The organism is Pseudoalteromonas distincta (assembly GCF_005877035.1).
Classification (GTDB): domain Bacteria; phylum Pseudomonadota; class Gammaproteobacteria; order Enterobacterales; family Alteromonadaceae; genus Pseudoalteromonas; species Pseudoalteromonas distincta.
Genome location: NZ_CP040558.1, coordinates 3,182,616 through 3,197,737, shown reverse-complemented (window position 1 = coordinate 3,197,737; position 15,122 = coordinate 3,182,616). Strand labels below are relative to the sequence as shown.

The 15,122-nt window shown below is 38.9% G+C and carries 14 protein-coding genes and 1 pseudogene; 7 read left to right on the top strand and 8 right to left on the bottom strand.

The window, feature by feature from the left end; all coding sequences use genetic code 11:
• The 3 genes from FFU37_RS14365 (at position 1) to FFU37_RS14355 (ending at position 4,400) form a co-directional block, all read left to right on the top strand.
• Entirely contained in the window at positions 1 to 3,579 is a 3,579-nt protein-coding gene (locus FFU37_RS14365) for an ABC transporter permease/M1 family aminopeptidase (RefSeq protein WP_138489765.1), read from the top strand.
• Positions 3,580 to 3,762: 183 nt separating this feature from the next.
• Positions 3,763 to 4,074, top strand: a complete 312-nt coding sequence (locus FFU37_RS14360) for a Bor family protein (RefSeq protein ID WP_002959514.1) — start codon at positions 3,763 to 3,765, stop codon at positions 4,072 to 4,074.
• The gene (locus FFU37_RS14355) at positions 4,071 to 4,400 is read left to right on the top strand and encodes a Bor/Iss family lipoprotein (RefSeq protein WP_138489764.1); all 330 of its coding nucleotides are present in this window, start codon (positions 4,071 to 4,073) and stop codon (positions 4,398 to 4,400) included. Before FFU37_RS14360 ends, FFU37_RS14355 begins: the two co-directional genes overlap by 4 nt.
• 13 nt (positions 4,401 to 4,413) lie before the next feature.
• Here the strand turns inward: FFU37_RS14355 and FFU37_RS20520 are convergent.
• The 8 genes and pseudogenes from FFU37_RS20520 to FFU37_RS14310 form a co-directional block, all read right to left on the bottom strand.
• Positions 4,414 to 5,651: pseudogene (locus FFU37_RS20520) on the bottom strand (ABC transporter permease).
• Positions 5,644 to 6,351: an ABC transporter ATP-binding protein gene (locus FFU37_RS14345; protein ID WP_024594267.1), complete on the bottom strand. Its 708-nt coding sequence runs from the start codon at positions 6,349 to 6,351 to the stop codon at positions 5,644 to 5,646. Before FFU37_RS14345 ends, FFU37_RS20520 begins: the two are co-directional and overlap by 8 nt.
• The gene (locus FFU37_RS14340) at positions 6,351 to 7,517 is read right to left on the bottom strand and encodes an efflux RND transporter periplasmic adaptor subunit (RefSeq protein ID WP_138489763.1); all 1,167 of its coding nucleotides are present in this window, start codon (positions 7,515 to 7,517) and stop codon (positions 6,351 to 6,353) included. The genes FFU37_RS14345 and FFU37_RS14340 overlap by 1 nt, the downstream gene beginning before the upstream one ends.
• Before the next feature lie 55 nt (positions 7,518 to 7,572).
• On the bottom strand, positions 7,573 to 8,286 hold the full coding sequence (locus tag FFU37_RS14335; protein WP_138489762.1) for a YIP1 family protein: 714 nt from the start codon (positions 8,284 to 8,286) through the stop codon (positions 7,573 to 7,575).
• 192 nt (positions 8,287 to 8,478) lie between these two features.
• A complete protein-coding gene (locus FFU37_RS14330; RefSeq protein WP_033020855.1) occupies positions 8,479 to 9,165 on the bottom strand; it encodes a TorF family putative porin in 687 nt (228 codons plus the stop codon).
• A 276-nt stretch (positions 9,166 to 9,441) separates the two neighbouring features.
• Positions 9,442 to 10,605 carry a hypothetical protein gene (locus FFU37_RS14320; protein ID WP_024606326.1) on the bottom strand — a complete coding sequence of 388 codons (1,164 nt, stop codon included), beginning with the start codon at positions 10,603 to 10,605 and terminating at the stop codon, positions 9,442 to 9,444.
• A 155-nt stretch (positions 10,606 to 10,760) separates the two neighbouring features.
• Positions 10,761 to 10,961, bottom strand: a complete 201-nt coding sequence (locus tag FFU37_RS14315; RefSeq protein ID WP_002959505.1) for a helix-turn-helix transcriptional regulator — start codon at positions 10,959 to 10,961, stop codon at positions 10,761 to 10,763.
• 8 nt (positions 10,962 to 10,969) lie between these two features.
• Complete coding sequence (locus FFU37_RS14310; protein ID WP_002959502.1) at positions 10,970 to 11,389, bottom strand: hypothetical protein; 420 nt, start codon at positions 11,387 to 11,389, stop codon at positions 10,970 to 10,972.
• Between the two features lie 232 nt (positions 11,390 to 11,621).
• Here FFU37_RS14310 and FFU37_RS14305 point away from each other — a divergent pair, with 232 nt between their 5' ends.
• The 4 genes from FFU37_RS14305 to rplE all read left to right on the top strand — a co-directional run bounded on the left by FFU37_RS14305 (position 11,622) and on the right by rplE (position 15,114).
• The gene (locus FFU37_RS14305) at positions 11,622 to 13,592 is read left to right on the top strand and encodes an AsmA family protein (RefSeq protein ID WP_138489760.1); all 1,971 of its coding nucleotides are present in this window, start codon (positions 11,622 to 11,624) and stop codon (positions 13,590 to 13,592) included.
• Between the two features lie 272 nt (positions 13,593 to 13,864).
• On the top strand, positions 13,865 to 14,233 hold the full coding sequence (rplN, locus tag FFU37_RS14300; protein ID WP_002959498.1) for a 50S ribosomal protein L14: 369 nt from the start codon (positions 13,865 to 13,867) through the stop codon (positions 14,231 to 14,233).
• 10 nt (positions 14,234 to 14,243) lie between these two features.
• Positions 14,244 to 14,558: a 50S ribosomal protein L24 gene (gene rplX, locus FFU37_RS14295; protein ID WP_002959496.1), complete on the top strand. Its 315-nt coding sequence runs from the start codon at positions 14,244 to 14,246 to the stop codon at positions 14,556 to 14,558.
• A 16-nt stretch (positions 14,559 to 14,574) separates the two neighbouring features.
• Positions 14,575 to 15,114: a 50S ribosomal protein L5 gene (rplE, locus tag FFU37_RS14290; protein ID WP_010554915.1), complete on the top strand. Its 540-nt coding sequence runs from the start codon at positions 14,575 to 14,577 to the stop codon at positions 15,112 to 15,114.
• The last annotated feature ends 8 nt before the right edge of the window (positions 15,115 to 15,122 follow it).

The window sequence follows — 15,122 nt, the reverse complement described above, 5'->3', positions numbered from 1 at the left end:
ATGTTTTTTAATATGCTCGCGTTTGAGCTGCGCTATTTTATGCGTCAGCCTTCGTTTTATGTGACCTCATTAATATTCTTTTTTATGGCGTTTTTTATAAGCTCCAGTAGTAAGTTTCCGTTAGGTGGGGCGAATGTTCATATGAACTCGCCTTTCTCTATTATGCTTTTAACCGTTACATTTTGTACGTTTGCGATGTTTTTAGTGGTTAACTTTGTTGCCAGCTCTGCTATTCGCAACAGTGAAAGCAAAATGGATGAGCTGGTTTTTAGTAAGCCTGTTAATCCTGTGCCTTATCAAGCAGGGCGTTTTTTTGGTTCTTATTTAGTTGTACTTATTGTGTTTTTAAGCGTGCCATTGGGTGTGTTTTTAGGGTCGCAATTTGGTTTATTAGTTGGCTGGCTCGATGGCGAATTGATTGGTCCTAATAAGCTAATGTACTACGCTGCGCCTTATCTTTATTTAGCAGTGCCAAGTTTACTGGTGCTTTCGGCTATTTTTAATAGTGTAGCGGTCTATTTTAAAACCATGATGTCGGTGTATGTAGCAGCTGTTGTGATTTTTATAGCCTATCAAATTGCCGGCGTTTACTTTGATGATTTAGCATTTAGAAATATTGTTGTTTACGCCGACCCATTTGGTTCTGGTTCGTTAATTGATTTAACACGTTATTGGACTGTAAATGATAAAAACACAGAAGTGCTAACGCTCACAGGTGACCTTTTAGTTAACCGTATATTGTGGGTGGCAATCAGTGTTGCAATGTTTTTTGGCCTTGGAAAGCTAAGCAATCGCATAGTAACTAAAAAACAGAAGAAGCAATTTAAAGTCTCTGCTTTTGTACAAAATAAACAAGCTGCACTTATCAATAGTGCTAAAAATTATAAATCAGCGGGGGTTAGTACTAAATCTCAGCTAATAATGCGCAGTATATTCGAACTTAAACAAGTTATATTTAGTGCTCCTTTTATGATTTTAGCGGGTGTAAGCATTGTAACGCTTATGATCCCTCTTTTTGCGCCTATCGGTGCTTATGGCACTACTAACTGGCCTTTAACTCAGAATATGGTAAATGTTATTAGTGGTATTTCCGGTTTATTTTTGTTTGTTATTATCGCTTTTTATAGTGCTGAGCTTGTGTGGCGAGAGCGACAAAGTGGCATGGGCGATATTGTTGACAGCTTTCCTGTACATAACAGTGTTTTTTGGGTGTCAAAAATACTGGCTTTAATCGCCGCTATTTCTGGGTTGTTCCTCGTGGGAATGGTACTCACAATTACAGTTCAGTTATTTAAAGGTCAATTTAATTTAGAGTTAGGACAGTATTTATTTAGGATTGTTTATTTATCGATTTTACCGTTAATTATGCTGACGGTACTCGCCTTCTTTTTACAAATTATTAGCCCGAATAAATATGTAGGAATGGGCTTGTTTATTTTGTATTACATAGTGCAAACAGTAATGGGTTCTTATGGGTTTGAGCACCATATGTATCACTTTTCGCAAAGCAGTAGCGTACCGTATTCTGATATAAATGGTTATGGGCACTTTTTACAAGGCGCGCATTGGTACACATTATATTGGGGTGCGTTAAGTCTTGTTTTAGCGATTGTTGGGTTTGCGTTATGGCATCGTGGTCCTTCACAAACGCTGCGCACACGCCTGTCTATGCTTCGTTATAATATGTCGTTAAAAGGGCAAGCGGTTGCGGTTATTAGTGCATTAGTGTTTGTTGGTGCAGGCTACAATATTTATAACAACACAAGAGTTTTGAACGAGTTTACTACGAGCGATGAGTTTCAAGACAAGCAAATAAGTTATGAGCAGCAGTTTGCACAATACAAAGACTTAGCACTACCTATGGTGACCGATGTTGACTTAACTGTTGATATTTATCCAAAAAAGCGTGCTTTAAGTGCTGTGGCAAAAATTAAATTTACCAATACATCTAAAGAGCCAATTACGCGAGTTTTGATTACCTCACCTCAACACGCTAAAAGTTGGGATGTAGCCATGGCTGGCGGAAAGATAGTTGAAAAATTACCAGCGTTTTATTCAGCATGGTTTGAGTTTGAGCAGCCGCTTATGCCAAACGAAGTAAGAGAAGGGCAACTGTCGGTTACTCGTGATCATACAGCCTTTACCGATAAAGACTCTGATACACAATTAGTTGCCAATGGCACTTTTATTAATAATTGGGAACTCCTTCCTAGCTTTGGTTATAACCGTGGTTTACAGGTAGCTGATAAATTTGAACGTCGTAAGCATGATTTACCAGAACTTGAACGTGCCCATAAGCTAGAGGACAGTCAGTACTATACACAAAGTGATTTAGGTGCAGCTAATGGGTTTATTAACTTTAAGGCGACGGTAACGACCGACGAGTCGCAATTTGCTATTACCCCAGGGTATTTACAAAGTGAAAGTGTAAAAGAGGGGCGCCGTACCTTTGTTTATGAAATGGATGCGCCCATTTTAAACTTTTACGCGGTGCTTTCGGCAGAACTTGAAAGTAAAAAGGTTGAGCATAATGGGGTAAATGTTGAGGTGTACTACCACAAAAATCATGCATGGAATGTTGACCGTATGATTGAGTCGGTACAAGACTCTATAGATTACTTTACACAAGCATTTGGGCCGTATCAGCATAAACAACTACGTATTATTGAATTTCCTAAGTATCGCTCGTTTGCACAAAGTTTTGCCAACACAGTGCCATACTCCGAAAGCATGGGGTTTATTACAGACTTAAGAGATGAGAGTAAAGTTGACTACCCTTACTATGTTACCGCACATGAAGTAGCGCACCAATGGTGGGGGCATCAAGTATCGGCGGCTAATGTAGAGGGGAGCGCGGTTATTTCTGAAACGCTTTCACAGTACAGTGCGCTTATGGTGCTTGAGAAACGCTTTGGCGCAGAGAAGCTACGTAAGTTTTTAAAATATGAGCTTGATAGGTACTTAATAGGGCGTACAGGGGAAGCCTTTGAAGAAATGCCACTATATAAAACACAGTCGCAACAATATCTTCATTACAATAAAGGATCAGTTGTGATGATGGCGATTTATGATCGTTTAGGTGAAAAACGTTTAAATAATGCACTCAAAGCATTTTTAAATGAATTTCAGTACCAGTCAACGCCATACCCAACTACGCTCGATTTACTTAGCTATTTAAAGCGAGATGCAACACAAGCTGAACAACGTTTTATTGACGATCAGTTTAAATATATCACTTTGTATGAGCTTGAGATGAAAGACGTTTCAGTTACAGATAGCGTTGATAGAGAAGGATTTTATACTGTAACACTTAGCGTAGAAGCCGTTAAACAGCGTGCGGATGGCCAAGGTGAAGAAACTGAGCAGCCGCTCGATGAGCTAGTTGATATTGCATTGTTTAGCGACGACCCTGAAAACTTACTAGCTGAAGACTTTGTTATTTACTCGAAAAAGCATCAAATAGTGTCTGGTACCAATACTATTGAGCTAAAAGTAAAAGAAAAACCATTATTTGCGGGGGTAGATCCTTACATTAAGCTGGTCGACAAAGACAGTAAAAATAATTTAGCTAAATTCTAACGTCTATTTATTTACTAACCACTTAAGTTTACTACTTTAAGGGCCGCATTTATGCGGCCTTTATGTGTAATAAACTGTATAAAACTTCATAGCGTTTCTACATATTCCCCACAGCTTTTTACGCTAATATTTTATGTTCTCTTATAAAGTTACCTTACTGGTATTTAGTTTATAAGGAGGAGTATGAAACCATTAATTATAGGGGCGATAGCATTAAGCCTCAGTGCTTGTTCTGCGGTAACCATTCAGCCACAGGCAACAGCAAAAATAACGAGCCAAGCTAATTACGAAGATAGCCGCCCATTTTATTTATGGGGATTAGTGGGTGAGCAGCGGGTAGACGTAAAACAAATATGTTCAAATACACCGGTTATTCAAATGCAGTCACAACAAACGTTTAGTGATGGAGCGCTGAGTTTAATTACGCTTGGAATATACTCGCCTCATACCATTAAAGTGTGGTGCCAAGAGCAAGTACTAGGGGAGACATTATGAGCATCAAGCTATTTGCAGCCGGTTGCACACTGATTATTTTAACGGGGTGTACAAATATTTACTTTGATAACGGTATACAGAGCAAAGTAAGCAATAAGATGCTAAAAAGTTCACAGTGGCATCATAATTTCGCACTTGCGTTATACGAGGGATCAGAGCCGTTAGATTTAACAAAACAGTGCCCACAAGGGGAGTGGCAAAGCGTTCATACGTATAAATCGCTTACTAATGGTTTAGCTGAGGTGGTTGTGAATCAAATCGGCCCAGCTTGGTACCCTAAAACAGTAGAAGTACAATGTAATAAGGTACCATTTAAAGCTAAATAATTATTTAAAATAGTTATTCGTAACGCAGTGCATCTATAGGGTTTAGTCTTGCTGCTTTAATAGCAGGGGCTAAACCAAATATAATCCCAATCATTGATGTAAATCCGAACGATAGTATTACAGCCCATACTGGTATATATGCATCAGGCATACTTGGGACTAAAAACGAAATAAGCCCTGCAGCGCCATATCCTATAATGAGTCCTATTAAGCCACCAAAAAGTGAAAGCACAACGGCTTCAACTAAAAACTGCAGCATAATAAAACCAGGTGTTGCGCCTAGTGCTTTTAATGTACCAATAACGCGTGTGCGTTCAGTGACCGACACTAGCATTATATTCATAACACCAATACCGCCAACAAGTAAGCTTATTCCTACAATACCAGCAGTAATAGCAGTAGCACTGCTGGTAAATTTATCTATTTGAGCACGAGATTTTTCAGCGGTTTCAAATTCAAAGTCGTTTTCATCTTTCTCTTTTAGTTTATGTAGTTGGCGCAATACACGAGTTATTTTTGCAAGCACTTGTTCTTCGTTAGTACCTTCATTTAACCTAAACATAATTTGCACATTAGTTTGTGTACTTCCGCCTTCTAAAGCACTCATGGTACTAATTGGAATATTAATGTAATCGTCTTGGTCAAAACCAAATAAGCTACCTTGTTTTTCAGCAACGCCAATAATTCTAAACCATTCACCACCTAGCTTTATATATTCACCTACTGGGTTTTCAGGAAGGTTTAGCTTTTCTATGATTGAAGGGCCGATAAATGCGACCCTTCTTCGTTTATCATCGTCCTCAGCACGAATAAAACGACCAAGTTCAGGATAAGTACGATACGCTTTTTGATAGTCTTGCTCGGTACCGATAACACGCGATGAATGGCTTTTATTTCCATACTCAGCTCCCCCGAAAAGCGCCAGGTAAACATTAGGGCAGTTAGCGTTTCAGCTTCTTTTATACGCGACTTTAAAGCTAAAAAATCGTCGTAGGTAAGCTTGGCATTTTTACCAACCATTTCAAGTTCAATACTGGTGTAAGGTTTTATTGTTGTTACATCTGGCGACATATCCGCAAGTTGATCGTTTATTTGCTTTGTAAAACCTTGCATTACTGCAACGACAGTAACTACGGCGGCAACACCAATAATAATGCCCAAACAGGTCAGTGCGCTGCGCATTGCATTAGCTTTAATAGCTGAAAAAGCGGCTTTAGTGCCTTCCATTATGGCAAGAGCTGATTTAAACATGCTGCTTGATTCCTTCATCTTTAGTTACATCACTTACCACTTTACCGTCCACTAAACGAATCACGCGTTGGCAATGATCGGCAATTTCTTGCTCATGTGTTACTAAAATAATAGTGTGACCTTCGTTATGCAGCTCATCAAACAAATCCATAATTTCGCGGGTCGTTTTACTATCAAGATTACCTGTGGGTTCATCTCCTAATAATATATGTGGTTTTGTGACTAAAGCGCGGGCAATAGCAACACGTTGACGTTGCCCGCCCGATAGCTGGCTAGATAAATGATTAACTTTATCACCGAGACCTACCCGCTTTAGTGCTTCTAGAGCTTGTTGCTTGCGTTGTTTACTAGGAATAAAGCGATATACTAAAGGCTGCATTACATTTTCTAGTGCGGTTGCACGTGGTATTAAGTTAAAGCTTTGAAATATAAACCCGACACTTTCATTACGCTGATGAGCAAGCTCTGTCTCGGTCATACTTTTTACTAGTTTATCTTTTAAGTAGTATTCGCCACTGCTGGGTGTATCTAAACAGCCTAATAAGTTCATTAAGGTCGACTTGCCTGAACCTGAAGGTCCTATAATCGCCACGTATTCGTTTTGCATTATATGTACGTTTACATCATCAAGTGCCTTAAATACCTCTGAGCCCATTTTGTATTGTTTATTAATATGCTCTAGCTTGATTACCGCAGACATTAGGCTTCTTCCTTGTCTGCATCTGATTTAAGTTTTACCACATCACCTTCAGTCAGAAGACTTACTGGGCGCGCAGGGCCAATAACTATTTTGTCGCCCTCATTTAAGCCGTCAGTAATTGCTTGCTCTATATCAGATGATATTCCAACAGTTACGGCAATTTTGCTAACGGTGTTATCACTATTTAGTCGCCATACAAATGTTTTATCGTCTTCTTTTTGGATTGCTTCTATTGGAAGTTTTAAACCGTTTTCGGCAATGCTTGTTGCGATCTCTGCTCTACAGCTCATTCCTGCATATAGCTGGCGCTCAGTAGTATCGAGTAATACTTTTACTTTAAACGATAAACCTTGAGAGCCGGCTTGGTTTTTAGCTGAAGTACCAATATTGATTACTGTGCCGCTAAATGGTTTATTAGGGTATGCGGCCGCATAAATATTCGCTTTTTGGTTAAGCTTAATGCTCGCAATGTCGGTTTCATCCACACGTAGCTCGGCTAAGATAGCGCTAGGATCGGCTACTAGCATTAAATCAGAGCCAATAATATTAGTCGTACCGGCTATAACGGTTTCACCTTCTTTAATATTTACAGATGCAAGCAAGCCGCTCATTGGAGCTCTAAATACACTTTTACTTAAGCGATCTTGCGCAATTTGTAGTGACGCTTGTGCTTGGTTGTACGACTCTATGCGTGATTCAATATCGATTTTAGCTAGATCGCGTGCGCTTTCAATATTCTCGTAGCTCTCTTGATTACCTAAACCGACATCATATAAGTCTTTTTGTCTTTTAAGTTGGCGCTCTAGGTTAGCAAGGCGTGTTTTATTGTGTTTAATTTCAATTTCTGTGGCGCGAAGGATTGCTTTACTACGGGTGACTTCTGATTCAAAAGCAGTTGTATCAAGGCGCATTAACATATCGCCTTGTTTAACTCCTTGGCCTTCTTGAACAAATATTTTATCTACTCGGCCTGTCACTTCAGAGCGTAATTGCACTTGTGTATTAAAAACTAAATTACCTGAAGCCATTATTGAGTCAGCAATGTCGCCAAGCTCTACTTGAGCAATATTTACTTCGGCTTGTTTTTTATCGCCAGAAATTTGCTTTGACACAATTAGGGCTATAAATGCGCCTACAGCGAGTGTGATGATTATTGCTTTTTTCATTTTATCTATCCGTGAATTAAGTAATGTGGAGCTAGTATCTACCTCCACTTAAGAGTTAACTTGCTGCAATGATTGCCCAAATACCAAAAATAATAATTGAAGGAAGTGCAGAGAATAGGAGTGCTTTGTTAGTTGAAAAATTAGTCCAGCATTTTAAGCCGATCATTCCCAGCGCAATGCTCCAAAAGCTAAATAAGTTTATTGATTCTAATAAGCTATAAAAAGGATGGCCAACTTCAAGTCCTATTATTAATTGGTTAATAGATGCGTAGCTAAATACGGCTTGTTGAGATATTTGATCTGTACTTGCACTTAGTACAAGAGCAATTGTGCCTAGGCTTGAAATAACAACTGGCATTATTGTCCAGGTAGCGAATCCATACCAAGCTCCGTAGCTATGTTCTGATTCAGGATCTTGTTTTGCCACAAGCATATAATAAAGTGCCATTAATGCATTCATGATAGCCAGCGCAATTACGCCGCCAAACAAACCAAACCATATTTGGCCTTCTGCATTTTGCTCTATACTTTGGCGAATCATTTTTTGCTCGCCAATCGTCGCATCAATAGTTGATGCTGCTACTTGCTCATTAATCAAAAACTGCATATCAACAGTGGAATAAAAAATATAAATACTCGCCATTGAAACTAAAGACATCACTATAAAAGCAAGCCATGACCAACCTTTGGCGTGTTCAACACCATTGAAAGCTTTACTAGGACTTATATAAATATCGAGTAGGGCGCTAAACGCGTTAGGTGATTTCATTATTATTCCTTTATACCTATTTTATGGCTAGGCAGTTATAAATGCCCAGTGACTAGGTAATAGAATAAAGGAAAATGTATGTATTGTTTTCATTCAATTGTAACGGTTTGTTAACAGATGTAAGGGGTCTTGTTCAAAAACAAGAAAAGGGCCAAAAGGCCCTTCGTGTCGCAGCAAGTAACACATTCTTTCTTATAAATTAAAGTCTACAGAATAAGCAACGTAAGCTTTAATATCTGAGTCATCCATATCTGTATCAGATAAACCAAAAGTGAACCCATCTTTCGAAATTGATACACCGTAATCTAAGATATTATCATCGCCAATAAAGTCACCAGAGTAGTGGCCTAAGTGAAGTGCCATTTCAGTGCCGTTACTGCCAACAGCAAAACCGTAGTCAGCTGTCAGGTAAAGTGAATCACCAAAGTCTGTACCATCACCACTTGCAGCTGATGTTGCAAGTACTGAAGCACCAAATGTGAAGCCTTCAACACTAATGCTACCGTAAATTTCAGAGAAATCGGCGTCAGCTTCAGAAGCGGCATCTGGGTAAGCGTAATAAATATAGCCAACATCGTAGCTAACACTTTCGTTAATGTCGCCACCAAAGCCTGCATATAAGTCAAGCTCATAGGTCATTTCATCGGCCCACGATGCGTTTGAAGCCCAAGTACCTGCATAAAAGCCCGATTCATTGGCGTAATCAATACCGCCTGAAATAGCTGCATCGCCCCCAGTTTGCTCTTGACCACGCCATAAGTAGTTTGATGTTGCCGCTGCATTAGCAGTTACTTCAGCATGTACGGCTGTTGACGTTAAAGATGTTGCGCCCATTAATGCTATAGCACCTATAGCAATGGTTTTTTTTAGTTTTAGCATGTCCATTTCCCGTTATATGATTTTTGCTCGCCAAGGTTTTTATTATGTATTCGGAACCTTTAGGCTGACGGCTTTTTATTGTTTAACTAACGGGATAATTGCACTGTATGTGCCAGCTTCATTATTTTTTATTAAAAATTATTTTTATACATTAAAAACATGGGCTTGTATTTTATAGATTGAGAAGAGATATGGCATGTAGGAAGATGTTGCGCACACTGCTGGTGCATAAATTAACCTAGCCGCACCATAAAAGTACGGCTAAATTAGAAGTTTTTAGCCAAATATAGTGCGCATAAGGCTAATTGTTTCGTTTACACTACGACCTTTTTGAACTTCACTCACAATTGAATCGCGCTTACTGCGAATGTGCTCAGGAATATCGTCAGCAGCAAGTGCGCGGTCTACTAAAATTTCTGCAGACTCTTTACCTCTACGCTGAGTTTTACCTGTCGTAGTTGTAGTTCGTTTAGGCTTACTTAACAGTTTGATGTAGTTAGAGTTATCTGGTGTTTTAGCATCAGCATAGTGAAAAAAACATGGGATTAGCGCTTTAATAGCAACTAATTGTTCTTCTAACTCATTACTAGGTTTAGCCATTTTGTACCATGACATAGCTTGAATACCTTTTACAATATCTTGCCAGTAACGCTCAAAATCACTATTTTTTAGTTTAGAAACACCAAGGGCACCGCATAATGCATCTAATCGATTGTTTGTGATCGGAGTAAATATATCAGGGCGACGCATTGCAAGCAGTCGTGTTGCAGGCGCAAGTGTTGGTTTTTCATTATTGTCGGTGAATATTTTTGAATAAGCAGCAACAAATTGTTGATATTCGTATTGAGTAATGTCACCTTCAAGTGGAATATTTACTAGTGCATCGTCAAAGGCACCTGGTAAATCGCCAAGCATTTGATGAAAGCTCTTCGCACTTTTTGTTGATGCAAACCATTCAACGTCAAAGTTGTATGTGCTTGGATCAAGTGATGCCATGTGCTTACCGCTAAACGCAAGTAAGTCTTCAGGAATCATATCTTTAAGAGATTGTTCACGAATGCTTTTAATGTAGTCTACTAAGCGAAGCTGTTCATCAAGAGCAATAACGTCTTTGTGTTGTTCTACAAATACACTTACTACAGGCCACGGAGCAATACGTAAAGTTTTAACCTGTAAAAAGCTGATAGCTGAAATAAGCTGATCGTGTAGCTTCTTAAGTACTGGTAATTGCTGCGGCTCTAGTAAATCGTAGTTCATACGATCTCTGCTTGCACTTAGCAATTCGTAACACCAAGGTAAAAAATCATCAGGGTGGTTTTCTACTTTCACGGCCATAAGGTTAAGGCTTAATTCTGAAGATTGCTTCAGAATGTTCTGATAGATTTGATTTTCTTGTTCGCCTAGCGTCATTTTTGACGGTGAAATTAGCAGTTTTTTCATGCCTTGTAGAATCTCCGGTTTAGATATATATTTTTTTGCTGGTCTATTTTAGCGCAATTACGCTAATAACAACAGCGCTGTCCTCCATACGTTGTAATTGAAGTAGCTAAATCGGTGTTTTTGCTAATAGAATGAGACTAACGCTTTAACATGTATCAATCATTTTTATCTAGTACAAAGAGACTTTCAACTGAGGTATTAAAATGCTTTGCTATTTTTAGAGCAATTATTACCGAAGGGGTAAATCGTGCCGTTTCTACTGTACTAATAGTCTTACGTGAAACCGCAATTAGATCAGCCAAGTCTTGTTGAGAAAGGCCTGCTTCTTTGCGGTATTTTGCAATTTTATTTTGCACTTTTGCTCCTAATCTTTGCTTTGCCAAAGAATTGATACGCCGTATATTAAACTCATTACAGCAAGGTAAAATGTAGCCATCATGCTGTGAGATACTTCTAAAGCAAGAGTATCGGAGAGTAAGTACACGCCACCCATACTAAAAAGTAAGCCAAGCACGACATGTTTATAGGCAATAGTGTCGATGGTATTTAAATACTCATCTTTATATGTAAGGTGGTATTTCATTCTCCATGTAAACCCGCCTCTGATTACAAACATAAAGAATGAACCTAAAAAAGCAGCAGTTCCTAAAAACAATAGTGGGGCTGATGTTTGATTAAGCATTGGGTAAACACTAATGATTAATAAAGTGACCCCCATGAATAATGAAAACCATGCATTTTGGCCCATAAATTTTTCTTCACTTTTAATATCGTAATTAGACATAGCTCATTTCCTTTTAAAATATTTACAACATGTAACCTGTAGGTATCAATGTAACCTTAAGGTTTCACCGGGTCAATATTTATTTGTAACCTAAAGGTATCAAAATGTTTCAGGGGCGATTCAGGATGGGAATGTAATATCTAATAAAAAGCTTTTTTATCAGAACGACAATGATTTTAAGGCTAACACTCGCTATGATAAGAACATTATTTGCACGTTTGAAAGGACGATCATGAAAACCTTACTTAAAATTGTAGGTGTAATACTTTTACTATGTATAGCACTAATTGTTGCCGCACCGTTTCTAATCCCTACTGATACTATTTTTAACAAAGTTTCAGAACAGGTAGAACAAACAACTGGGCGCACTCTTACTATTAAAGGTGATAAAACACTTAGCGTATTCCCTGCATTAAAGTTAGAACTTAACGACGTGCATTTTGCAAATATGGAATCAGGTTCGCGCGCCGATATGGCGAGTATGAAACAGCTTGCTGTACACATACCTTGGTTTTCATTATTTGGTGGTGAGTTTAAATTAGATAAGTTTGTTATAAACGAACCAAATATCCTATTAGAAACCGACAAAAATGGTAAAGCCAATTGGCAGTTGTTTGATGCAGTTGCAGAGCAACCAAAAGAGCAGAGCCAACCAGGTGAAGCGATAAAGCTTCCAGATAACTTTGATATTGAGTTAGGTGAGGTGGCTATTTATGGCGGCACATTCACTTATCTAGATGGTCAAACCGGTGCCAAACAACAAATTAGCGATTTAGAACTCGCTATTTTACTTCCTTCACTTCGTAAAACATTAGAAGTAAAAGGGGGTATTACTTACATGCAAGAGCGTTTTGATCTTGATATAAAATTAGATACTCCTGCTAAAGCAATTGAAGGTGCTACTTTTAATGTTAAACAAACCTTAGATTCTCGTTTAGTTGATTTAACGTTCGAAGGGAGCATAGCTAAGCAAGGTCAAGATATTAAAGGTCAGTTAGCACTAAGCGGTGAGTCTGTTAAAAGTATTGCGAAATGGCAAGGTGTAGAGCTAGACGCTAAAGACAATGCTTTTAACGGATTTAGTGTAAACGGTAAAATGCACCTACTAGGTGAGAAATTTAATTTAGAAGATTTAGTTGCGACGTTAGACGCATTAGAAATAAAAGGTAAGAGCGAGCTTAACCTAGGTAAGCGTTTAGCAGTAAATGCTGATATTGATTTAGGTATGCTTGACTTAAACCCGTATCTACCTGAAGCAGTGGCAAAACAAGAAGAGCCAGAAGAGCAAGAAGATAAACCTGCAGAGCCAATAGTATGGGATGACACTAAAATTGATTTAAGTGCATTAAATTCACTAGATGCAAATGTAGTGATTCGTTCAAGTGGATTAAAAGCCAATGATATTAAATTAGGCGCAAATCAATTTACTGTTGCTTTAAAAGATAGCGTTGCAAAACTAAGCCTAGATAGCTTTTCTGCTTATGAAGGGTCAGGTAAAGGCGTTATCAATGTAAACGCACAGCAAGTACCTTATAAAATATCAACTAACTTTGACTTAGCTGGAATAGATGCACAGCCTTTATTAACGGATGCGGCAGGTTTTGACAAGCTAATGGGTAAGGGGTCTTTAAATTGGAACCTAAACACAACTGGCCAAAGTCAAAAGTCGTTTATTGGTGCGCTTAATGGAAAGCTTGGATTTGAGTTTGCTGATGGAGCTGTAAAAGGTGCGAATATAGCTGAGATGGTTCGTAAAGGTAAGGAACTCATTTCAGGTAACTTTGGTGCTGCATCTGAAGGGCTTGATACCGGATTTGAAGAATCTGAGCAAACCGATTTTTCAGCATTAACTGGAAGTTTTAACTTTACTAATGGCGTTGGCAAAAATACCGACCTATCACTTATCAGCCCACTTATTAGAATATCAGGTGAAGGCGACGTTGATTTACCGCAAACAATGGTCAACTATCGTTTGGTTACAGGTATAGTTGGATCTATCGAAGGTCAGGGAACTACCGATGACAGCACTGGCTTTAAAATACCACTACGTATAAAAGGGCCTTTCCACGATGTAGGTATAAAGCTAGATGTTGGTGATTCGCTCAAAGATGAAGCTAAGCAGAAGGTCGATGAGGCAAAAGAAAAAGCCAAAGACAAAGCAAAAGATAAAATTAAAGATAAATTAAAAGGTTTATTTGGTTAATTTATTACACTTTAAACAAACAAGGCACATTACAGGTGCCTTGTTTGTTTTGTAACCACCTGTAAAATAGCTACATAGCCGTAATTACTCAGCTTTAATTTCCCATCACTCCAAATTAATTAAAAAATAACCTATCGCTACCCCCTCAATGCTGGTACAATTGCCCGCCCTTAAGAGACAACTCGTTTGTTTTTGAGTGGGATTTAATCGAAATGTCTTGATTTTAAACAAATTTAAGACACGTTGTAATTACTACACCGGAGGTCATTAACATGATCCAAATGCAAACTCAGCTGGAAGTTGCTGATAACAGCGGCGCTCGCAAAGTGCAGTGTATAAAAGTCCTTGGTGGTTCTCACCGTCGCTACGCAGCGATTGGCGACATCATTAAAGTTTCTGTAAAAGAAGCTATTCCTCGCGGTAAAGTGAAGAAAGGTGATGTTAAAAACGCGGTAGTTGTGCGTACCAGAAAAGGTGTTCGCCGTCCAGATGGTTCTCTGATCCGTTTTGACAGCAACGCTGCTGTTATCTTAAATGATAACTTACAGCCAATTGGTACACGTATTTTCGGCCCTGTGACTCGCGAACTTCGTAATGATAAGTTCATGAAAATCGTTTCACTAGCCCCAGAAGTACTGTAAGGAGCCAATCATGGCAGCAAAAATACGTCGTGATGACGAAGTAATCGTACTAGCAGGTAAAGACAAAGGTAAGCGCGGAAAAGTGCTTTCAGTTGTTACTGAATCTGGTCGAATCTTTGTCGAAGGCATAAACTTGATCAAGAAACACCAAAAGCCGGTTCCACAATTGAACCAAGCTGGCGGCATTGTTGAGAAAGAAGCATCTATGGATGCATCAAACGTTGCGATCTTCAACTCGGAAACGAGTAAAGCTGATCGTGTAGGTTTCAAGATTGAAGATGGTAAGAAATTACGTATCTTTAAATCTACTGGTAAAACTATCTAATAGTTGGAGTAGAATGATGGCGAAACTGCATGAAGTATATAAAGACAAAGTAGTTGCTGAACTTCAAGAGAAGTTTGGTTTCAGCTCTGTCATGCAAGTCCCTCAGATCGAAAAGATCACATTGAATATGGGCGTGGGCGAAGCCCTAGCTGACAAGAAGATTTTAGATAACGCAGTAGCGGATCTAGCAGCAATCTCTGGTCAGAAACCTTTAATCACTAAAGCACGCAAATCTGTTGCTGGCTTTAAAGTGCGTGAAGGCTACCCGATTGGTTGTAAAGTAACCCTACGCGGCGAGCGTATGTGGGACTTTTTTGAGCGTTTGGTATCAATCGCTATCCCACGTATTCGTGACTTCCGTGGCGTAAGTGCAAAGTCTTTTGATGGACGTGGCAACTACAGCATGGGCGTACGTGAACAAATCATCTTCCCAGAAATCGATTACGATAAAGTAGACCGTGTACGCGGTATGGATATTACTATCACTACTTCTGCGAAATCTGATGAGGAAGGCCGTGCGTTGTTAGAAGCGTTTAACTTCCCATTTAAGAAATAAGGGTAGGG

Coding starts and splice junctions, on each gene's coding strand:
- FFU37_RS14365 (WP_138489765.1), top strand. CDS start 1: ATGTTTTTTAATATGCTCGCGTTTGAGCTGCGCTATTTTATGCGTCAG.
- FFU37_RS14360 (WP_002959514.1), top strand. CDS start 3,763: ATGAAACCATTAATTATAGGGGCGATAGCATTAAGCCTCAGTGCTTGT.
- FFU37_RS14355 (WP_138489764.1), top strand. CDS start 4,071: ATGAGCATCAAGCTATTTGCAGCCGGTTGCACACTGATTATTTTAACG.
- FFU37_RS14345 (WP_024594267.1), bottom strand. CDS start 6,351: ATGTCTGCGGTAATCAAGCTAGAGCATATTAATAAACAATACAAAATG.
- FFU37_RS14340 (WP_138489763.1), bottom strand. CDS start 7,517: ATGAAAAAAGCAATAATCATCACACTCGCTGTAGGCGCATTTATAGCC.
- FFU37_RS14335 (WP_138489762.1), bottom strand. CDS start 8,286: ATGAAATCACCTAACGCGTTTAGCGCCCTACTCGATATTTATATAAGT.
- FFU37_RS14330 (WP_033020855.1), bottom strand. CDS start 9,165: ATGCTAAAACTAAAAAAAACCATTGCTATAGGTGCTATAGCATTAATG.
- FFU37_RS14320 (WP_024606326.1), bottom strand. CDS start 10,605: ATGAAAAAACTGCTAATTTCACCGTCAAAAATGACGCTAGGCGAACAA.
- FFU37_RS14310 (WP_002959502.1), bottom strand. CDS start 11,389: ATGTCTAATTACGATATTAAAAGTGAAGAAAAATTTATGGGCCAAAAT.
- FFU37_RS14305 (WP_138489760.1), top strand. CDS start 11,622: ATGAAAACCTTACTTAAAATTGTAGGTGTAATACTTTTACTATGTATA.
- rplN (WP_002959498.1), top strand. CDS start 13,865: ATGATCCAAATGCAAACTCAGCTGGAAGTTGCTGATAACAGCGGCGCT.
- rplX (WP_002959496.1), top strand. CDS start 14,244: ATGGCAGCAAAAATACGTCGTGATGACGAAGTAATCGTACTAGCAGGT.
- rplE (WP_010554915.1), top strand. CDS start 14,575: ATGGCGAAACTGCATGAAGTATATAAAGACAAAGTAGTTGCTGAACTT.